This is a genomic window from Sinorhizobium saheli, assembly GCF_001651875.1.
GTDB classification, from domain to species: Bacteria; Pseudomonadota; Alphaproteobacteria; order Rhizobiales; family Rhizobiaceae; genus Sinorhizobium; species Sinorhizobium saheli.
This window is the reverse complement of record NZ_LNQB01000052.1, coordinates 34,309-52,710: the sequence shown is the minus strand read 5'-3', so window position 1 is coordinate 52,710 and position 18,402 is coordinate 34,309. Positions and strand designations below refer to the sequence as shown.

19 protein-coding genes and 1 riboswitch are annotated in these 18,402 nt (G+C 64.8%); of the genes, 10 read left to right on the top strand and 9 right to left on the bottom strand.

Annotated elements, in window-relative coordinates:
* The first annotated feature begins 84 nt into the window (after positions 1 to 84).
* Positions 85 to 546 carry a tRNA (cytidine(34)-2'-O)-methyltransferase gene (locus tag ATB98_RS03470; RefSeq protein WP_066869042.1) on the top strand — a complete coding sequence of 154 codons (462 nt, stop codon included), beginning with the start codon at positions 85 to 87 and terminating at the stop codon, positions 544 to 546.
* A 17-nt stretch (positions 547 to 563) separates the two neighbouring features.
* On the opposite strand, the gene ATB98_RS03465 is transcribed toward ATB98_RS03470, so the two are convergent.
* Positions 564 to 1,136 carry an NADPH-dependent FMN reductase gene (locus ATB98_RS03465; protein WP_066869067.1) on the bottom strand — a complete coding sequence of 191 codons (573 nt, stop codon included), beginning with the start codon at positions 1,134 to 1,136 and terminating at the stop codon, positions 564 to 566.
* Positions 1,137 to 1,228: 92 nt separating this feature from the next.
* On the opposite strand from ATB98_RS03465, the gene soxR reads away from it, so the two are divergent.
* The gene (soxR, locus tag ATB98_RS03460) at positions 1,229 to 1,711 is read left to right on the top strand and encodes a redox-sensitive transcriptional activator SoxR (RefSeq protein ID WP_066869039.1); all 483 of its coding nucleotides are present in this window, start codon (positions 1,229 to 1,231) and stop codon (positions 1,709 to 1,711) included.
* 165 nt (positions 1,712 to 1,876) lie between these two features.
* Here the strand turns inward: soxR and ATB98_RS03455 are convergent, their stop codons facing one another.
* A complete protein-coding gene (locus tag ATB98_RS03455) occupies positions 1,877 to 2,137 on the bottom strand; it encodes a hypothetical protein (protein WP_066869036.1) in 261 nt (86 codons plus the stop codon).
* Positions 2,138 to 2,350: 213 nt separating this feature from the next.
* On the opposite strand from ATB98_RS03455, the gene hemF reads away from it, so the two are divergent.
* The 3 genes from hemF (at position 2,351) to ATB98_RS30520 (ending at position 3,919) form a co-directional block, all read left to right on the top strand.
* The gene (gene hemF, locus ATB98_RS03450; RefSeq protein WP_066869033.1) at positions 2,351 to 3,262 is read left to right on the top strand and encodes an oxygen-dependent coproporphyrinogen oxidase; all 912 of its coding nucleotides are present in this window, start codon (positions 2,351 to 2,353) and stop codon (positions 3,260 to 3,262) included.
* A gap of 74 nt (positions 3,263 to 3,336) precedes the next feature.
* Positions 3,337 to 3,615 (top strand): BON domain-containing protein, encoded by a 279-nt coding sequence (locus ATB98_RS03445; protein ID WP_066869030.1) that lies wholly within the window; start codon positions 3,337 to 3,339, stop codon positions 3,613 to 3,615.
* Between the two features lie 127 nt (positions 3,616 to 3,742).
* Positions 3,743 to 3,919, top strand: a complete 177-nt coding sequence (locus ATB98_RS30520) for a hypothetical protein (RefSeq protein ID WP_234781858.1) — start codon at positions 3,743 to 3,745, stop codon at positions 3,917 to 3,919.
* Positions 3,920 to 4,141: 222 nt separating this feature from the next.
* Here the strand turns inward: ATB98_RS30520 and ATB98_RS03440 are convergent, their stop codons facing one another.
* The 4 genes from ATB98_RS03440 to ATB98_RS03425 all read right to left on the bottom strand — a co-directional run bounded on the left by ATB98_RS03440 (position 4,142) and on the right by ATB98_RS03425 (position 8,381).
* Positions 4,142 to 4,756, bottom strand: coding sequence for an ABC-type transport auxiliary lipoprotein family protein (locus tag ATB98_RS03440; RefSeq protein WP_066869027.1), 615 nt, complete (start codon positions 4,754 to 4,756; stop codon positions 4,142 to 4,144).
* 185 nt (positions 4,757 to 4,941) lie between these two features.
* Positions 4,942 to 6,312, bottom strand: coding sequence for an MlaD family protein (locus ATB98_RS03435; RefSeq protein ID WP_066869024.1), 1,371 nt, complete (start codon positions 6,310 to 6,312; stop codon positions 4,942 to 4,944).
* A gap of 89 nt (positions 6,313 to 6,401) precedes the next feature.
* Positions 6,402 to 7,214, bottom strand: coding sequence for an ABC transporter ATP-binding protein (locus ATB98_RS03430; protein WP_066869021.1), 813 nt, complete (start codon positions 7,212 to 7,214; stop codon positions 6,402 to 6,404).
* A gap of 12 nt (positions 7,215 to 7,226) precedes the next feature.
* Positions 7,227 to 8,381 carry an ABC transporter permease gene (locus ATB98_RS03425; RefSeq protein ID WP_066869018.1) on the bottom strand — a complete coding sequence of 385 codons (1,155 nt, stop codon included), beginning with the start codon at positions 8,379 to 8,381 and terminating at the stop codon, positions 7,227 to 7,229.
* 281 nt (positions 8,382 to 8,662) lie between these two features.
* Between ATB98_RS03425 and dgcA the strand changes: the two genes are divergently transcribed.
* The gene (gene dgcA, locus ATB98_RS03420) at positions 8,663 to 9,646 is read left to right on the top strand and encodes an N-acetyl-D-Glu racemase DgcA (RefSeq protein WP_066869015.1); all 984 of its coding nucleotides are present in this window, start codon (positions 8,663 to 8,665) and stop codon (positions 9,644 to 9,646) included.
* Here dgcA and ATB98_RS03415 read toward each other — a convergent pair.
* The gene (locus ATB98_RS03415; protein WP_066869012.1) at positions 9,598 to 10,821 is read right to left on the bottom strand and encodes an MFS transporter; all 1,224 of its coding nucleotides are present in this window, start codon (positions 10,819 to 10,821) and stop codon (positions 9,598 to 9,600) included. The two genes, dgcA and ATB98_RS03415, sit on opposite strands and share 49 nt — an antisense overlap.
* Before the next feature lie 114 nt (positions 10,822 to 10,935).
* Positions 10,936 to 11,775: a UDP-2,3-diacylglucosamine diphosphatase gene (locus ATB98_RS03410; RefSeq protein ID WP_066869009.1), complete on the bottom strand. Its 840-nt coding sequence runs from the start codon at positions 11,773 to 11,775 to the stop codon at positions 10,936 to 10,938.
* Positions 11,776 to 11,953: 178 nt separating this feature from the next.
* On the opposite strand from ATB98_RS03410, the gene ATB98_RS03405 reads away from it, so the two are divergent.
* From ATB98_RS03405 to ATB98_RS03390, 4 genes are all read left to right on the top strand, one after another.
* Positions 11,954 to 14,266 carry an NADP-dependent malic enzyme gene (locus tag ATB98_RS03405; protein WP_066869065.1) on the top strand — a complete coding sequence of 771 codons (2,313 nt, stop codon included), beginning with the start codon at positions 11,954 to 11,956 and terminating at the stop codon, positions 14,264 to 14,266.
* A 211-nt stretch (positions 14,267 to 14,477) separates the two neighbouring features.
* Positions 14,478 to 15,215: a helix-turn-helix transcriptional regulator gene (locus ATB98_RS03400; RefSeq protein ID WP_066869006.1), complete on the top strand. Its 738-nt coding sequence runs from the start codon at positions 14,478 to 14,480 to the stop codon at positions 15,213 to 15,215.
* 156 nt (positions 15,216 to 15,371) lie between these two features.
* Entirely contained in the window at positions 15,372 to 16,016 is a 645-nt protein-coding gene (locus ATB98_RS03395; protein ID WP_066869004.1) for an acyl-homoserine-lactone synthase, read from the top strand.
* A gap of 245 nt (positions 16,017 to 16,261) precedes the next feature.
* The gene (locus ATB98_RS03390; RefSeq protein WP_066869002.1) at positions 16,262 to 17,362 is read left to right on the top strand and encodes a DUF2865 domain-containing protein; all 1,101 of its coding nucleotides are present in this window, start codon (positions 16,262 to 16,264) and stop codon (positions 17,360 to 17,362) included.
* Between the two features lie 77 nt (positions 17,363 to 17,439).
* On the opposite strand, the gene bluB is transcribed toward ATB98_RS03390, so the two are convergent.
* On the bottom strand, positions 17,440 to 18,123 hold the full coding sequence (gene bluB, locus ATB98_RS03385; RefSeq protein WP_066868999.1) for a 5,6-dimethylbenzimidazole synthase: 684 nt from the start codon (positions 18,121 to 18,123) through the stop codon (positions 17,440 to 17,442).
* A gap of 43 nt (positions 18,124 to 18,166) precedes the next feature.
* A riboswitch (cobalamin riboswitch) is annotated at positions 18,167 to 18,379 on the bottom strand.
* Positions 18,380 to 18,402: the final 23 nt, after the last annotated feature.

Genomic DNA, 18,402 nt, shown 5'->3' with positions numbered 1-18,402 from the left:
ATCCTGCCGAAATCCGCCAAAAAATCGCACCAACCGCGATGGCTTGCGGTAACGCAACACGATTTTCAGCAGCCTGCTAGACCCATGAACGGCCTGCGCATCGCCCTCTACCAGCCCGACATACCGGGCAACACCGGCACGATCCTCCGGCTCGCCGCCTGCCTCGGCCTGGCGGTCGACATCATCGAGCCCGCCGGCTTCGATCTGTCGGACCGCAACCTGAAGCGTGCCGGCATGGACTACATCGCAGCCGTGACCCTCACCCGCCATGTCAATTGGGAGCGCTTCGACGCGTGGCGGGCAGAGACCGGCCGCCGCCTGGTGCTCGCCTCGACCAAGGCGGCCGAGCCCTACACGCGCTTCAGCTATCGCACCGACGACATCCTTCTTTTCGGCCGGGAAAGCGCCGGCGTACCCGATCACGTGCACGAGCGCGCCGACGGGCGCGTCCTCATTCCGATGGCGCCCGGCCAGCGTTCGCTCAACATCGCGATCGCCACTGCCATGATCGTCGGCGAGGCGATGCGGCAGATCGATGCGTTCTGAGCCGGGCGCCCGCAACGTCATGCGGCGATCTCGTTGTAAGGTGTGGTCTTCCGGGCGTTTTTCAGCGTACGCGCCCACCAGACGAGCCGGTCCACCATCAGGAACAGCGGCGCACGCATCTCTTCGGGCTTGTATAGATTCCCCGCCGCGTCGAACTTCGACCAGGCCTTCGGGAGGGAGATGCCGTCACGCAAGGTCACCGTGTGCAGTTCCCCGAACACCTGGCGCAGCTGCTCGACGGCCCTGATGCCACCGGATGCGCCGCCATAGGAGACGAAGGCAACCGGCTTGGCGTGCCAGGGCTCGTAGACCGCGTCGATCATTTCCTTGAGCGCGGCCGGGTAGCCGTGGTTGTATTCGGGCGTGATGACGATGAAGGCATCCGCCTTCGCGACCTTGCGCTCCATCCACTCGGCCGGATCGGCGGCTTTCTCGCCGCGCGAGTTCCTCAACCGCAAGGGATCGATGATAGTCAGGCTGAAGACGCTCGATGTCTCGAGCTCCCGGATGAGCCAACTCGCGACGGTATCGCAGAAGCGGCCCTGCCGCGCACTGCCGTAGATCAAGGCCAGGGTCATCTTCTCTGTCATGCGTATCAGCTCCTTGTTGTCGGTCGTGTTGTTGCCGGTCACGGGGAGCTCATGCTATAGAACCTCAACTATAGTTGAGGTCAATAGCAACCGTGAAAAAAGAAAAAGACAGTGATATCAAGCGCGAACTGACGGTCGGCGAGGTCGCCGAGCGCAGCGGGCTTGCCGTGTCCACGCTTCATTTCTACGAAAGCAAGGGGCTTATTCGCAGCAACCGCAGCCGCGGCAACCAGCGGCGCTATCCGCGCGCCGTCTTGCGGCGGGTGGCCGTGATCAAGGTTGCCCAGCGCACCGGTATCCCGCTCGCCGAAATCCGCTCGGCGCTCTCGGTCCTTCCTGACGACCGCCCCGTGACGGTGGAAGACTGGGGGAAGCTGTCAGAGAACTGGCGCCAGCAGCTCGACGACCGGATCGCCAACCTGACGGCGCTGCGCGATCAACTGACCGGCTGCATCGGCTGCGGCTGCCTGTCGATGCGCGACTGCCCCCTGCGCAACCCCCATGACGTGCTCGGCATCGAGGGCGCTGGCCCGCGGCTGATCGCGGACGAAACCGAACACGAGGGCCTGGGCTGAGGACCTAATCCGGTGCGACAGGCCGCGGTCGGTCCCTATCAGGACCGTCGACCGCCTCCGGCCTCATGCCCTTCAGCAGAACCATGCTCGCCAGAGTGCCAAGGGAGCAGAACAGCGCAATGGAAAGCGCCCAGCCGAAAGAGGATTTTCTTGCCGTCGAGCGTGTCAGTCGGCGCTTGGCAGGCGTCGCATCGTGAACTCGATCTCGTCGCCTTCGAGCTGACGCCAGCTCTCCACCTCCGTCCAATAGGCGGCCTTGGGCCAGGTCTCGAACCATTCGCGCGCCTTGGCGCGGGCCGCGTTGCGTTCGAGCCGGTATGTCTCGCGCACGAAAAGACCGTCGCTTCGTGCGGGATTGTCCCGGCGGTGCCGGGCGATCTGTCGCCGCAAGCCGTCGAGCGGCGGTCCTGGGGGTATCTTCGCCATGGGCTATACCTCTGACGAAAAGATAGGATGTACGCGGCGCTATTGCCAGTCCTTCGGGCTTGGACGAACCTGATCGCCCGCACGGGCGCGGCTTGCTGCAGGCTGTCGTCCGACATCGCGTCGCCGTTGCCATCCGGGTAAAAATATGGCCTGTGGCAGCGACGACAGAATCGGCGGTCTTCCCGCATGGAGGCCGCGAATGGAAGCTCACTCATGGAAAGACCGCAACTCCCAGCGGGCCTGCCGGCCGACATAGAAGACAAGAAGGCCACGGCGAAAGCCTGGTTCGAAAGCCTGCGAGACACGATCTGCGCCGCCTTCGAAGCGATCGAGGACGATCTCGCCGGGCCGCTGGCGGACCGGCCGGCTGGACGCTTCGTCGCCCGGGACTGGCTGCGCGAGGAAGGTGCGGGCGGCGGCGGCCGCATGTCGATGATGGAGGGCCGCGTGTTCGAGAAGGTCGGCGTCCACACGTCGACCGTCTTCGGCGAGTTCTCGCCGGAGTTCCGGGGCCAGATTCCTGGGGCGGACGAAGACCCGCGCTTCTGGGCCTCCGGTATTTCGTTGATCGCCCACCCGGTGAACCCCAACGTGCCGGCCGTGCACATGAACACGCGCATGGTCGTGACCACGAGCAACTGGTTTGGCGGCGGGGCGGACCTGACGCCGGTTCTCGATCGCCGCCGCGTGATGACCGATCCGGACACGGTGCTCTTCCACCGGGCGATGGAGATCACCTGCAACCGGCATCCCGTCGCCGACCACGCCAAGTTCAAGGAATGGTGCGACGACTATTTCTTCCTGAAGCACAGGAACGAGCCGCGCGGCACGGGAGGCATCTTCTACGACTGGCTGCATTCTCGCGAGGAGATCGGCGGCTGGGAGGCCGATTTCGCCTTCACCCGCGACGTCGGCAGAGCCTTTGCGCTGGTCTATCCGAAGATCGTCCGGACCAATTTCAACACGCCTTGGACGGAGGAGGATCGCGAGGAGCAACTCGTACGCCGCGGCCGCTATGTCGAGTTCAACCTCCTCTACGACCGCGGCACGATCTTCGGCCTCAAGACCGGCGGCAACGTCGAATCGATCCTCTCTTCCCTGCCCCCGCTCGTCCGCTGGCCCTGATCCGGACCGGGGAAGGCTCGCCGAACAAATTCCGACGGCCGGCGTTACTTCCGCAAAAGAGAAGGAACGCCCGCATGATTTTCAAGAAACGGACATTCTTCGGCGGAGAGCCGGAGAGAGTGCCCGCAAACGAGCCGGCCGAACTCGAGCGGCGCGTCGCGCACGTCCTTGCGGTAGCGCCGGGCCTCGATGCCGTCGACGTCACGGTCACCTCTACCGGCAACACCGTCCTCCTGTGCGGCACGGTCGCGACGGAGGAGGAAATTACGCGCGCCGAGGAAGCGGCAAGGGCCGTCGACGGCGTTGCCGAGGTCGTCAACCGGATCGGGGTTTCAAAGCGCGGCACGGGCTGAGCCGTGCTTGACGCCGCTCGCGGTCCCGGACTGCCCCTCATCTGCTTGCCGGCATCTTCTCCCCGTTCATGACGGGGAGAAGAGCGTAAACCGCCCGCTCCTCTGTCCCCCTTGCACTTGAGAAGAAATGGCGAAGACGGCGCCGCGAGTCGCCTTCGCCCCGCTTGCGACCGCTTGCGGGGAGAAGGTGGCCGGGAGGCCGGATGAGGATGAAATTGCGCGCGCCGAGGAAGCGGCAAGGGCCGTCGACGGCGTTGCCGATGTCATCAACCGGATCGGCGTTTCAAAGCGCGGCACGGGCTGAGCGCCCGACGCCGCTCGCGGTCATCGACCTGCCCCTCATCTGCCTGCCGGCATCTTCTCCCCGCATGCGGGGAGAAGAGCGTAAGCCGCCGGCTCCTCCGTCCCCCACTTGAGAAGAAATGGCGAAGACGGCGCCGCGAGTCACCTTCGCCCCGCATGCGGGGAGAAGGTGGCCGGCAGGCCGGATGAGGGGCAGAATCGTGCGGGGATCGAAGCCAGAGCTTCACATCGACGCGAGCGTCCAGCTCACGATGTCGGCTGCGGCTTTGGCGAAGGCCGCGTCGAGGGCGGCGACGAAGGCCGGATTTCCGGTGCCCTTGACCGGGGCCACGGCGCGGAACCCCTTCTGCGTCCGAACAGTGCCGTTCCGGTCGTTCAGGATCTTGGCGAAAATCTCCACGACAGCCGTTTGCCCGCCGTCGGTGACGATCTCGAAGGAGCGTATCTCGGTGATGAGCTGGTAGTCGATGGCCAGCCCCTGCCCCGGCTTGCCGACTCCGACCCGGCCGGTGTTCTCGAATATCTGCACGAGCCTGTCCTGGACCATCCGCGGCAGGCGATCGCCCCACTGGGCCTTGGCGAGGTATTGCAGTTCCGATCTGGAAAGGCGGACAACGATCTGATCGCTGGCAAGCGTCTGCAGCGCCGTCGGCTCCGGCACGAGTATTTGCCGGTTCGTCGGGGCGGGACGTTCGACGATCGGCGTGGACGACAGGCTGAAGGTATCGTTGACTGCAGCACGCGTGCCGCAACCCGCCACAGTGAGCGCCAATGAGAAGATAACGGCAGTTCGGGTCGCCCCCGTCTTACGCACAGCTACCAGACCCGAAAACTTCATACTGCCAACGTCCCCAACCAACCCCGCCGCGCGAGAGGCGATCCCTGCTGCATATCTCCTCAAATCGACCTCGATTGAGGAGACATGCAGCAATTCAAAGTATTACAGCGACCTTTGCGCGTCTGATAGGACGCGCGGCGCTGTAGCAGGCGCAACCTTGATCGCGACCGCGGACCGCCCGCGAATCACCGTCGCGTGCGGCCATCATATTGCTTGACAGTCTCACCGCCGAATAGGAGGCGCTGTGGATTTCTGTCGAAATTGAAAATCGTCGTCTGCAGGCTCTGTACCGTCCGCCGCGTTTCGGTGACGAGCGTCTCCACGTCCCTGAGGCCGGAATTGGAGAAGCGCTTCAGATTGTCGGCGATGGGGCCGATCTGAGCGTTCAGATTGTTCGCCATCTGGCGGAACGCTTCGAGTGTCGAGCGCGCCTCCGCCGAAAGCGACGGGGCATCCGCATCGCCGAGGAAGCCGTCGATCTTCACGAGAATGCCGTCGACGCGGTTCGATGCGGCGTTGAGCTTGTTCGACATCTGCGTGAAGTCGGTGATCGTCTGGTCGATATCCTCCTGGCGCGCCGATATCTTCTCGGCGAAGCTGGATATCCGGGCAACCGTCTCGCGCGCCTCGGCGCTTGCGGCAGAAATGTCGTTGACGACCATCCCGACCTTCTGGGGATCGACGGCAGCCACCAGCGTGTCGACGCGCTTCAGCGTCTGCTGCGCATTCTTGCCGAACTGGTCATAGGTATCGACGGTGCGCCGGAAGCCGGCGATCGCGTCGGAGACCCCGCCGGAGGCCGCCTTGAGATCCTTGCTCAGCTGTTCGACATTGCTAACGATGGTGTCGATCTTCTTCGGATCGACGGACTTGATCAGCGCATCGGCGCTCGCAAGCGTCGCATCGAGCTTCTTCGACGCGGCGCTGACCGAGCCCGAAAGCTCCTCGACGCTCTTCAGGAACTGATCGATCGCCCCGGAATTGTCAGCGAGCGCCTTGGAGAAACGCTGGGCATTGCCGATCGTCGCCGTCAGCGGGCCGCGCACGTCGGTGACGAAGCCCTGGATATCGCCTATCGCCGTGTTGGCGCGGTCGAGGATCTGATCTGCGGTCGCAAGCAGGCTGGTGACGCTCGACTGGTCGGCGAGGATATGCGCCTGGGTTCCATTTTCCAGCGCCGTCCTGAGGATGTTCTCGTCACCCTTGCGCCCGCCGCTGAGCTCGATATAGGCGGCGCCGGTCAGGCCCTGCACCTCCAGCGTCGCCCGGGTCGACTTCAAAACCGGCGCGTCGGCGGAGACCTCGGTGATCGCAATCGAATAGCGCGGATCGTTCGCGTCGATCGCGAGATTGCGCACGGTGCCGACATTGATGCCGTTGAAGCGCACCGGCGATCCGACCGAGAGACCGTTGGCCGATCCCGGTATGTTGACGATCAGTTCGACCATCTGGCCGCTTCGGCCATACTGCGCCATCCAATAGACGAATCCAAAGGCGGCGGCGATGACCAGGACGGTGAAGAAGCCGACAATGGCATAGTTCGCTCTCGTTTCCATCGGCTTTGCCTACCTTTGCGGCCCATGCCGCCTTCATGGCTGCTTCCGCAATCGGGCTTGCGCGAAGCTTGCCTGTCCAATCTCTTGCCTCAGCCGTGCTCGCGCACGACCGCCCTTGCGCGCTTGCCCCGGAAATAGGATCTCACCCAGGGCTCGTCGCAGGCGAGCATGTCCTCGATCGTCCCCTCGACCAGAACCCGCTTGTTGCCGAGGACCGCAATCCGGTCGCAGACGGAAAACAGGCTGTCCAGATCGTGAGTGACCATGTACACGGTCAATCCAAGCGTGTCGCGGAGCTTCGCGATCAATTCGTCGAACTCCGCCGCGCCGATCGGGTCGAGGCCCGAGGTCGGCTCGTCGAGGAACACGAGGTCCGGATCGAGGGCGAGCGCGCGGGCGAGCGCCGCGCGCTTGATCATGCCGCCCGAAAGCTCCGACGGATATTTCTCCGCCGCCTCCGGCGCCAGCCCGACCAATTCGATCTTCAGCCGCGCCAGTTCGTCCATCAGGTCCTGCGGCAGGTCGAGATACTCGCGCATCGGCACCTGGATATTCTCGCGCACCGTCAGCGCCGAGAAAAGCGCGCCGTGCTGAAACAGCACCCCGAGCCGCATGTCGAGCGCAATGCGCTCGACCTCGCTGACCTGGTCGTAGTTGGCGCCGAGGATCTCGATCGCGCCGCTCCGTTTGGGCAAGAGCCGCAGCACCGTGCGCATCAGCACCGATTTGCCGGTGCCCGAAGCGCCGACGAAGCCGAGGATCTCGCCGCGCAGCACTTCGAGATTGAGCTTGTCGAGAACGATATGGTCGCCGAAGCCCACCGTCAGGTCGCGAACGGAAAGCACGGCCTCGCGCCGCTCCGCCGCCACATCCGGCTCCTTCTCCATGACCGCCTGAACCATGTTTCGCCCGCCTCAGAAATCAATTGCCGCGTAGAACATGGCGAACAAGCCGTCGACCAGGATCACGACGAAGATCGATTTGACGACCGACGAGGTCACGCGCCGGCCGAGCGACTCGGCACTGCCGCCGACCTTCAGGCCCTCGACCGCGGCGACGACGCCGATGATCAGCGCCATGAAGGGCGCCTTGATCATGCCCGCCGCCACTGACGAGAAATCGACCGCCTCCTGCAATCGGGCGAGGAAGGTCGGTATCGTGATGCCGGAATAGCCCCAGGCCACCATGGCGGCGCCGGTCAGCGCGGCGAAGTTCGCGATGATCGTCAGGAGCGGCAGGACGACCGTCAGCGCCACGAGGCGCGGAAAGACGAGAACGCCGACAGGGCTCAAGCCCATGACCTTCAGCGCGTCGACCTCTTCGCGCATCTTCATCGAGCCGATTTCGGCGGTGATCGCGCTGCCCGAGCGGCCCGCGATCATGATCGCCGTGAGCAGCACGCCGATTTCGCGCAGCTGCAGGATGCCGACCAGATCGACGACGAAAATCTCTGCGCCGAAGGAACGGAGCTGGAAGGCGCCCTGCTGCGCGATGATGGCGCCGATCAGGAAGGACATCAGCATGATGATCGGGGTCGCCATGACGCCCATGCGGTCCATCTGGTGGACGATCGCCGCCGGCGACACGCCGGCGTGGCGCCCGAGCTTCATCTGCGCGCCGCGAACCGCCGAGCCGAGGATGTACATGGCGGCGACCGTGTCGGTCCAGATCGACACCGTCACCTCGCCTATGGGCGCAAACAGTCGCTGGAACAGCGGCGCCCGGGTGGTGTCGCGTTCCGGCTGCCGCAGCTGCTCCGGCAGCGCACGGACGAGTTCGACATAGCGCTGTCCGCCGCCGCTGAAGCGGACCTCGCCGCCCTCCTCGCTGCCGAGCCCCTTCATGAAGCGCCGGATGATCCACGCGCCGGCCGTGTCCATTGCCGTGATGCCGGAGAAATCGAACTCGTTCTGGCCGCCCGCGGGTTTGCCGAGGCGCTTGAGCTTGGCCGCCATGGCTTCCGCCGTCTCGTGGCGCCAGGCACCGCGGAACACGTAGCGCCGGCCGGGTCCCCCGGCACCCGCGTCAAGGACGACATCGGCAGCAATCTGTTTTTCGGCGCGCGTCACGTGATCTTGGTCTTCCGGTTCGTCATTCGCATAATCATTAAAGCCAGATTCGATTTTAGGACGAAATCGTCCAGAAATTCAAAGTCGTAGACGGCGCCACTCGATGATCCTTATATCGGAATTTAAGGAATCATGCAGCGATTCAAAGTGCGGCGGTCGTCCTTATGCGTCTAAATGGGCGCGCGGCGCTGCAAATGCGGCAGAAAAGACACATTATGCCGCGAGGCACGCATACGCCGCCGCAGGCGCGCCGACCGATTTAGTCAACAGGTTTCCACCCGATGCCGATTTCACTTGCAGTCACCGTCGAACATTTCCCGATCGCCGGGACGTTCACCATTTCCCGCGGCTCGAAGACGACGGCGAGCGTCGTCACCTGCCGCATCACCGACGGAGAGATATCCGGCCGGGGCGAATGCGTGCCCTATGCCCGTTACGGCGAATCGATCGAACAGGTGACGGGCGCCATTGAGGCGACCCGCCCGCTCATCGAGGCCGGCATCAGCCGCGCCGCGCTGCAGCGGGCGATGAAGCCCGGCGCTGCCCGCAACGCGGTGGACTGCGCTCTCTGGGACATGGAAGCGAAACGGGGCCGCACGACCGCCGCCGCACTTGCCGGCATTGCCGACCCCGTACCGCTGACCACCGCCTACACCATTTCGCTCGCCGAACCGGAAGAGATGATGGCCCAGGCAGCCAGATATGCGCATCGCGCGCTGCTGAAGGTCAAGGTCGGCACGGCTGACGACACCTCCCGCATCCGCGCCGTCCGGGGTGGCGCGCCGGAAAGCCGCATCATCCTCGATGCCAACGAGGGCTGGACCGCGGAGAACCTCGCCGCCCACTTCGCCGCCTGCGCCGAAAACGGGGTCGCGCTCGTCGAGCAGCCGCTGCCGGCCGGCCGGGACGAGATTCTCGCCTCGGTGCCGCGGCCCGTTCCGGTCTGCGCCGATGAGAGCGTGCACGCGACCGAAGACCTTGAACGGTTGGTCGGCCGCTACGATGCCGTCAACATCAAGCTCGACAAGACCGGCGGGCTTACGGAAGCGCTGCGCATGCGACGCGCGGCCGAGGCGCTCGGCCTCAAGATCATGGTCGGCTGCATGGTCGGAAGCTCGCTTGCCATGGCACCGGCGGTTCTCCTCGCCCAGGGCGCCGATTTCGTCGATCTCGACGGGCCGCTGCTGCTTGCCGAGGACCGCGCGCCGGGCCTGCGCTACGAGGCCTCGCTCGTCTTTCCGCCGGAGACCAGCCTCTGGGGCTGAAGGGACCAGCCGGCGAACGCGAAACCGCACCCCGTCAGGGCGACGACGGACATGGAGTAGAAGCCCTGGACGCCGAACCAGGCGTAGAAATAGCCGGACAGCAGGGTGAAGATCGCTGTGAAGATGCCGGTGTAGAAGAAATAGAGCCCCTGGGCCGCAGCCTCCTGTTCCTCCGCGACGCGCTCGACCAGCTTCAACTGCATGCCCGTATGCATGATGGCGTAGGTAAAGGCGTGGAAACACTGGAGAACGAAGTAGCCCGAAAATCCAAGATCCATCGGGAAAATCAGCCAGCGCACGACTGCGAGCAGGCAGCCGGAGAAGATCATCGTCCAGACGCTGAAGCGCCGGATGATCGCCTTGGCGAAGAAGAACATGATCACTTCCGCGGCGACGCCGGCGCTCCAAAGCCCGCCGACCTGGGTGCCGCTGTAGCCGATGTGCTGCCAGTAGATGGCGGAGAAGGCGAAAAGCATCGCGTGGCTGCTGTTGACGAGCGTGACGCCCACCAGAAGCAGTTGCAGGTCGGTTTGCCGGAGCGATTGCGGCGGCGGCTCGGTCAGCGCCGTGATCGGCGACGGCCGCCGCGGCCGGCCGACCCGCGGCGCCGCAAGCGCCATCACGATGGTGAGCCCGAACCCGACCGCCATCGCCGGCAGGACCATCGCCCCGCCGACGAGGCCGATCAGCCAGCCTCCGAGCATCGTGGCGCCGATGAAGGCGACCGATCCCCATACACGCATCTGTGCATAATCGAAGCCCCAGCGCCGCACGCCCGAAAGCGCGATCGCCTCGACGATCGGCAGATAGGGCGAGTAGACCGCCGATTGCAGCGCGTAGATGACGAGCACCGGCCAGAAATCCTTGACGAAGAACAGGGCCATGGCGATCGCGAGCGACAGGCAGCCCGACCAGATCAGGACGATCGTCCGCTCGCCGAGGCGATCGGCGAGAAGTCCCGCCAGCGGCGCCGTGATGACGCGGACGAACATCGGCACGGCGAGCACCATGCCGATCTCGAAATCGCTCAACGAAAGCGTGCTCAGCCAGACCGGAAAATACGGCATCGCGAAGCCGTTGACGATCAACGGCGCGCTGAAGAGCAGCGCGAGGCGGAGCGCGAAATGACACGGCGGCGGCCCCACCGTGACGGCGGGAACTGATGAGGGAATCATGGGGAGAGACCTGATGGCTGTCTGCCACACCTAGCACGACGGCGCGTCCTCCCGCCATCGGCTAGTTTTCGCTACAGCGCCACGCCTGCCCCGGCATCGCCCCGTGCCTGCCGATCAGGCGGCCGCCCGCTGTGCAAGGCGCCGCGCCGGTATCTCTTCGGTTGCGCTCGCGCGCTCCCCCACGGCCGTGTCGCCGCGCATCCGGCGCCAGGTGACCAGTTCCATCGTACCGTCATAGTGTTCGGCGATCGCTGTGCAGCTTTCCACCCAGTCGCCCGTATTGATGTAGCGGATGCCGTCGATGTCCTCGATGACAGCATGATGGATATGGCCGCAGATGACACCCTGTGCATCATGGCGGCGCGCCTCCTCCGCCACGACCTTCTGGAACTCGCCGATGAAGTTCACCGCGTGCTTCACCTGCAGCTTGGCCCATGACGAAAACGACCAATAGGGCATGCCGAGACGCCGTCGTATTGCCGCGAGGCCGATATTGATGGCGATCGCCATATCGTAGGCCCAGTCGCCGAGATAGGCGAGAACGCGCGCGTTGCGCACCACGACGTCGAACTCGTCCCCATGCAGCACCAGGTAGGTCCGTCCGTCCGCGCCCTGATGGACATGGCGCGGGGCCACTTCGATGCCGCCGAAATGCACGCCGGGGAAATCCCGCAGGAACTCGTCGTGATTGCCCGGGATGTAGATGATGCGGGCGCCCTTTCGCGCCTTGCGCAGAAGCTTCTGGACGACGTCGTTGCACGGCTGCGGCCAATACCAACTGCGCCTCAGCCGCCAACCGTCGACGATGTCGCCGACAAGGATGATGGTCTCCGCCTCGTGATGGCGCAGGAAATCGATGAGATAATCGGTCTTGGCCGCCTTCGAGCCGAGATGGACATCGGAAATGAAGAGCGTTCGCAGTTTCCGTGCCGGTTCCTGATTGGTTGACGCCATGCCAGCCTCGCCTTGTCCAAGCCGTTTGCCGACCGTCAAAACCAGACTCGTGTTTCAGGAAGATGACAAGGGCGGACGGCGGGCGAAGGCGCTACCGTGAAAAGAAGCGTCGCGAAACTGTACGCGCCCAGCAAATCGTGCCAAAAGGCCTCGATCTTGAACGCAAGGGATGCAAGGCATGAACACGGGCGACAAAGCGAAATCGCAAACCGTTCCGACGAGCGGAGATATTGACCAGCAGGCACTCTTCTTCCATCGCTATCCGCGCCCGGGCAAGCTCGAGATCCAGCCGATCAAGCCGCTCGGCAACCAGCGCGACCTGGCGCTGGCCTATTCCCCCGGCGTCGCCGCGCCCTGCATCGCCATCAAGGACAATCCCGAAACCGCGGCCGACTTCACCGCGCGCGCCAATCTCGTCGCCGTGATATCGAACGGCACGGCCGTGCTCGGCCTGGGCAATATCGGTCCCCTCGCCTCCAAGCCCGTCATGGAAGGCAAGGCCGTTCTTTTCAAGAAGTTCGCCGGCATCGACGTCTTCGACATCGAGATCGATGCGCCGACGGTCGATCGCATGGTCGACGTCATCTCGGCGCTGGAGCCGACCTTCGGCGGCATCAATCTCGAGGACATCAAGGCGCCCGAATGTTTCGAGGTCGAGCGGCGCCTGCGCGAGAAGATGGAAATACCCGTCTTCCACGACGACCAGCACGGGACCGCGATCATCGTTGCCGCCGCCGTCCTCAACGGTCTCGAGCTCGCCGGCAAGGATATCGCCAAGGCGAAAATCGTCGCCTCCGGTGCCGGCGCCGCGGCGCTCGCCTGCCTCAACCTCCTCGTGACCCTCGGCGCCAAGCGCGAGAACATCTGGGTCCACGACGTCGAAGGCCTCGTCTACAAGGGGCGCGAGGTCCTGATGGACGAGTGGAAGGCGGTTTATGCGCAGGAGAGCGACAACCGCGTTCTCGCCGATTCGATCGGCGGCGCCGACGTCTTCCTCGGGCTCTCGGCCGCCGGCGTCCTCAAACCCGAGCTGCTGGCCCAGATGGCCGAGAAGCCGCTGATCATGGCGCTTGCCAACCCGACGCCGGAGATCATGCCGGAAGTGGCCCGCGCCGCCCGGCCCGACGCCATGATCTGCACCGGACGCTCCGACTTCCCGAACCAGGTCAACAACGTCCTCTGCTTCCCGCATATCTTCCGCGGTGCGCTCGATTGCGGCGCGCGGACGATCAACGAGGAAATGAAGATGGCCGCCGTGCGCGCGATCGCCGGACTTGCGCGCGAGGAGCCGTCGGACGTCGCCGCCCGCGCCTATTCCGGCGAGACGCCGGTCTTCGGACCGGATTACCTCATCCCGTCGCCCTTCGACCAGCGCTTGATCCTGCGCATCGCGCCGGCCGTGGCCAGGGCCGCGGCAGAAAGCGGCGTCGCGACGCGCCCGATCCAGGATTTCGACGCCTATCTCGACAAGCTCAATCGCTTCGTCTTCCGCTCCGGTTTCATCATGAAGCCGGTCTTCGCCGCGGCCAAGAACGCCGCCAGGAACCGGGTGATCTTCGCCGAGGGCGAGGACGAACGCGTGCTGCGCGCGGCCCAGGTGCTGCTCGAGGAAGGGACCGCCAAACCCATTCTCATCGGCCGCCCGCAGATCATCGAAACCCGCCTTCGCCGCTACGGCCTGAGGATCCGGCCCGATGTCGACTTCGAGGTTGTCAATCCCGAAGGCGACCCGCGCTACCGCGACTATGTCGACGACTACTTCGGCCTCGTCGGCCGCCTCGGCGTCATCCCCGAAGCCGCCCGCACGATCGTGCGTACCAATACGACGGTCATCGGGGCGCTCGCGGTCAAGCGCGGCGAGGCGGACGCGTTGATCTGCGGCGTCGAAGGACGCTACAGCAAGCATCTGCGCGACGTTTCCCAGATCATCGGCAAGCGCCAGGGCGTCTATGACTTCTCGGCGCTCAGCCTCCTGATCTCGCAGCGCGGGGCGACCTTCTTCACCGATACCTATGTCAGCTACAACCCGAGCGCCGAGGCGATCGCCCAGACGACCGTCATGGCCGCGAGCGAGATCCGGCGCTTCGGCATCACGCCGCGCGCCGCCCTCGTCTCCCATTCGAACTTCGGCTCGCGCGATTCCGAAAGCGCCTCGAAGATGCGCGCCGCCCTGCAGCTCGTGCGCGAGCTCGCGCCGGACCTCGAAGTCGACGGCGAGATGCACGGTGACGCCGCGATTTCGGAAATGCTGCGCCAGCGGGTGATGCCGGACAGCACGCTGAACGGCGAAGCCAACCTGCTCGTCTTCCCCAATCTCGATGCAGCGAACATCACCCTCGGAGTGGTCAAGACGATGACCGACAGCCTCCATGTCGGGCCGATCCTGCTCGGCTCGGCGCTCCCGGCTCACATCCTGTCGCCGTCCGTCACCTCGCGCGGCGTCGTCAACATGGCGGCGCTTGCCGTCGTCGAGGCAAGCCACCCCGTTTGAGGGGTGGCGACTTTTCGGCCAGTTCTCGCGCGGAGCGCGTGTTTTCTCGACCTCTAGGCTGGGAATTGGCCAAAAATCCCGGTTTTGTTCGCCTGGAATTCTACTATGGCTTGCAGGCGCAGGATAGTTTCACGGTTTACGAAATATAGCACTAGACAAAACCCGCCACCCTAAACCATGTTTATCTAGGGGCATGAATCGGTGTTGCGGCATGACTAATCAACAGGCTGTCCTCGATCTGCTGGATATCGTGGAATACGGAGGTTGCGCGGAACCGGAGCGCTTCTTCACCCTGATGCGCCGTACCTTCGATATCGCGCATCTCCTCTATCTCGAGGCGGAGCCGCTGCCCGACGGCCTGAACATCTGCCGCCTGCATCACACCTTCGGCGCCTATGCCGCCGAAATCTACGTCTCGAAAGGGCTCCACCGGATCGACCCGATCCTCAGGCTTGCGCTCGGGGGCGTCAGGCCCGTGGAGTGGGCAACCGCCCGGCGGCGTTTTCCGGAATGCGAGCCGCTCTTCGAGGCGGCCGAAGAAATTGGCCTTTCCACCGAGGGCGTGGCGCTGCCGCTGCCGTCACCTGCAGGGCGCATGGCGATGCTGGCGATCAGCGCCAACATGTCGCCGGCCGAGTGGTCTACCTATCGCCGTTGCCACCTGCGCGACTTCCAACTCGCCGCCAATCTTTTCCATGCCTCCATGATCGAGCATTCGGCCATGGCCGGCGCCATTGACGAGCGGGACCTGCGACTGACCGGACGCGAGACCGAGGTGCTGACATGGTCGGCCGCAGGCAAGAGCTACTGGGAGATCGCGACGATCCTCGGCATCTCCGAGCGCACCGTGCGCTTCTTCATGACCAATGCCCGCCGCAAGCTCAACGTCGTCTCCAACACGCAGGCCGTGGCACAGGCCGTGCGCCACGCCCTGATCCCCACCATCTGACGGGTTGCTTCTCCGGCCCGCCCCTCCGCAGGACCGAAGCCCCACAAATCTACCGGGAAAAGATGCGGGATTAAACTGTCACAATCGACAGTTACATGTGTCACACGAGCCTGACAGCATCTCTCCATCGCGCAACTAGAACGCATGGAGCGAGAAATGATCAGGATAGTGAACGGAAACGCTCGCAGCCGGAATCCCCAAGCCATCGACGAGATGTTCCGACTGCGCAAGCGCGTATTCCACGACTTCTTGAAATGGGACGTGAAGACCGAGGGCGACTGGGAAATCGATCACTACGACCAGGCCAATCCGCTCTACGTCATGTCCTATTCGCCGGAAACAGGCAGGCTCCGCGGCTCCCTGAGGCTCCTGCCGACGCTCGGGCCGAACATGCTCGACGACACGTTCCCGATCCTGCTCGGCGATAATCCGGAAATACGCAGCGCTTCGGTATGGGAATCGAGCCGCTTCTGCATCGAGCCGGAGATCTCGCAGGACCGGTCCTCGAACCAGGTGACGGTCGCGGCCGCCGAACTCATGTGCGGGGTCGGCGAGCTCAGCCTCGCCTCCGGCATCAGCCACATCGTCACGGTCACCGATGTCTTCCTCGAACGCATGTTCCGCCGCATGGGTTGCCCTGGAGAGCGCATTGCCGACCCGCAGAGGATCGGCTCCGTCTACGCGGTGGCGATCGCCTGGGAGGTCAGCAGAAAGCTGCTCGAAACGATGAAGGCGGTCGCCGCGATCGAAGGCACCGTGCTCGAGCGCCCGATGTCTCTCGAGACAGCCCGCGCGGCCTGACGACCTTTCCGGGCCGCTGCGGCGGCCCGGCACGCCATTCCAAAGTGCCACGGCGGCCTTTGCGCATCCGATGAGGCGTGCGGCGCCGTGGTGCGATCAGCCGTTAACGCAAAAGCTTGCCCGCCGTTGCACCGTCCGCGCAACGTCCTATGATGGAAAAGTAGAGGCGGGCCATTCTTCGAAAAGGTCCGCCGCAAGGCAGGACGGAGCGCGTGCCAGTATCCCGGAAAACGGCGTCCCGGAGGATGAGATGCATTGCGGCTGGCCTGGCGCCGTTGCTGCTGGCGACGGCCGTACCGGCCGCCGCCTCGGACGTCTGCAGCCGGCTTAGTGCCCGCCTCGCCGACCTTTCCGCACGCGTCACCACGAACGCCAGCCTGCGCGACTTCACCGGCGCGGTCTCGCGCCAGAACATCGAGTTGCGCCGCGCGAAGAACGATCGCCGCCGTATGGACTGCAGCAACGGCAGCGTCGTCGTCATCGGCGGCACCAGCGATGCTGCCTGTGCCGAGATCGACGAGACGATCGCACGCATGGAGGAGAACCTCCGAAGGCTCAAGGCGCAGCGGCAGCAGTTGATCGGCGGCAACGACGAGGCGAAGCGCCAGCGCATTCTCGCCGCGATGGAGATCAACGACTGCTCACACGAGGCAGAAAATGCGTGGAGCACGACCCCGCGGGCGGACGAGTTCGCCCGCATGACGGCCGAGGAGACCGACCTCCCCCGCAACATTCTGCGGGATCTGCCGCCGGACAGCGAAGACTACCCGCTGCTCATGGACGAGCCGCGCATGGACGATTTCCCCCTTTGGGACGGCGGCATGGCGGGCAGCCTGCGGACGATGTGCGTGCGCACCTGCGATGGCGCCTTCTTTCCGATCTCCTCGAATGCCACGCCGGCGGATTTCGGCCGCGATGCCGAACTTTGCCGGGCGCGTTGCCCCGGGGCGGAGACGGAGCTTTACTATCACGAACTGGCGACGGAAGAGACCGACCAGATGGTCTCGGCATCGACCGGCCGTCCTTACACGGAGCTCCCGACGGCCTTCGCCTATCGCTCCCGCGACGTCGGCACGCCCGGCATTTGCGGCTGCCAGCCTGCGCAGGCCGCCGAGACCGATGCCGGCGAGGCCGCGCCCGCGGGCAAGCTCACGGTCGTGAGCCCCTCGGTCGTAACTCTCGGCGACGTGAAGAAGGCCCCGCCCAAGCCCGTGGCGGAACGTCCCTACGATCCGGCAAACAGCAAGGTCCGCGTGGTCGGCCCCACCTTCCTTCCGAAGGAAGAGAGCGCGATCGACCTCGAGCATCCGCTCGGCCCGCGCTATCAGCCGGTGCAGGGCAACTGACGGCAACGCTTCGAGCGGGAAACGCTCACCTACGTTCGCGCCACCGCCCTGGTGATTCCACCTGACTGCAGAATGCTCTAGCGCCGCCCCCATCCCTCCTCGAAGATGAGCTCCTCGAGCGGCAGGCGCTGGCGCCATCCTTTGACGGCGAGCTCCGGCTGCCGGTAAAGCCGGTCGACGAAGCCGAGGCAGAGCCAGGCGACGATCTCGATGTGCTCCGGTATCCCGAGGATCGCCTTGACCTCGCTTTCGTGGAAAATGCTGACCCAGCCGACGCCGACGCCTTCCGCGCGCGCCGCCAGCCACAGGTTCTGCACGGCGCAGACGGTCGAATAGACGTCCATCTGCGGATTGTGGGTGCGCCCGAGCACGACCGCGCCGCCGCGGCTGCGGTCGCAAGTCACGCAGATGCTGAGCGGCGCCTTGCGTATCCCTTCCAGTTTCAGCGAGCGATATTTCGCCTGCGCCTCCTGCGGAAACATCAGCGCCGCCTCTTGATTGGCGCGCTCGAAGGCTCGCCACACCCGCTCGCGCGTCTCGCTCTGCCGCACGAGTATGAAATTCCAGGGCTGCATGAAACCGACCGAAGGCGCCTGATGCGCGGCGCCGAGCAGGCGGGCGATCAGTTCCTCGGGCAATGGTTCGGGCAGGAATTCATCGCGCACGTCCCGGCGCGTCTCGATGGCGCGGTAGACGGCGGCGCGCTCGTCCGGCGAAAAGGCTGCGGCCGCCGCAAGGCAGCCGTTCTGGTCAGGCAGCATCGTTCGATCCCCAACAATGCACAACCTCCCGCCGTCCGCGCGGGGCGGTCCATCTCGCCAGGCCGGTCTTCTGACTTTGGATCATCCGCTCGCGCCGCCTTCCCGAACCGCTTCAAGATTCAGTGGCAATACCCTGAAATCATTCAGAGCATGTCTCTGGCGCGACCGTCCCCATCACAGCGTTGGGCACGTCCCGGAATTGCACCGGCTTCCCGATTCTCCCGCATGCGCGGGCACCTGACGGGCGCATATGGTCACAGGGCCCGACGAAAGGCAAGA

Coding starts and splice junctions, on each gene's coding strand:
- ATB98_RS03470 (WP_066869042.1), top strand. CDS start 85: ATGAACGGCCTGCGCATCGCCCTCTACCAGCCCGACATACCGGGCAAC.
- ATB98_RS03465 (WP_066869067.1), bottom strand. CDS start 1,136: ATGACAGAGAAGATGACCCTGGCCTTGATCTACGGCAGTGCGCGGCAG.
- ATB98_RS03455 (WP_066869036.1), bottom strand. CDS start 2,137: ATGGCGAAGATACCCCCAGGACCGCCGCTCGACGGCTTGCGGCGACAG.
- hemF (WP_066869033.1), top strand. CDS start 2,351: ATGGAAAGACCGCAACTCCCAGCGGGCCTGCCGGCCGACATAGAAGAC.
- ATB98_RS03445 (WP_066869030.1), top strand. CDS start 3,337: ATGATTTTCAAGAAACGGACATTCTTCGGCGGAGAGCCGGAGAGAGTG.
- ATB98_RS30520 (WP_234781858.1), top strand. CDS start 3,743: ATGGCGAAGACGGCGCCGCGAGTCGCCTTCGCCCCGCTTGCGACCGCT.
- ATB98_RS03440 (WP_066869027.1), bottom strand. CDS start 4,756: ATGAAGTTTTCGGGTCTGGTAGCTGTGCGTAAGACGGGGGCGACCCGA.
- ATB98_RS03435 (WP_066869024.1), bottom strand. CDS start 6,312: ATGGAAACGAGAGCGAACTATGCCATTGTCGGCTTCTTCACCGTCCTG.
- ATB98_RS03430 (WP_066869021.1), bottom strand. CDS start 7,214: ATGGTTCAGGCGGTCATGGAGAAGGAGCCGGATGTGGCGGCGGAGCGG.
- dgcA (WP_066869015.1), top strand. CDS start 8,663: ATGCCGATTTCACTTGCAGTCACCGTCGAACATTTCCCGATCGCCGGG.
- ATB98_RS03415 (WP_066869012.1), bottom strand. CDS start 10,821: ATGATTCCCTCATCAGTTCCCGCCGTCACGGTGGGGCCGCCGCCGTGT.
- ATB98_RS03410 (WP_066869009.1), bottom strand. CDS start 11,775: ATGGCGTCAACCAATCAGGAACCGGCACGGAAACTGCGAACGCTCTTC.
- ATB98_RS03405 (WP_066869065.1), top strand. CDS start 11,954: ATGAACACGGGCGACAAAGCGAAATCGCAAACCGTTCCGACGAGCGGA.
- ATB98_RS03400 (WP_066869006.1), top strand. CDS start 14,478: ATGACTAATCAACAGGCTGTCCTCGATCTGCTGGATATCGTGGAATAC.
- ATB98_RS03395 (WP_066869004.1), top strand. CDS start 15,372: ATGATCAGGATAGTGAACGGAAACGCTCGCAGCCGGAATCCCCAAGCC.
- ATB98_RS03390 (WP_066869002.1), top strand. CDS start 16,262: ATGAGATGCATTGCGGCTGGCCTGGCGCCGTTGCTGCTGGCGACGGCC.
- bluB (WP_066868999.1), bottom strand. CDS start 18,123: ATGCTGCCTGACCAGAACGGCTGCCTTGCGGCGGCCGCAGCCTTTTCG.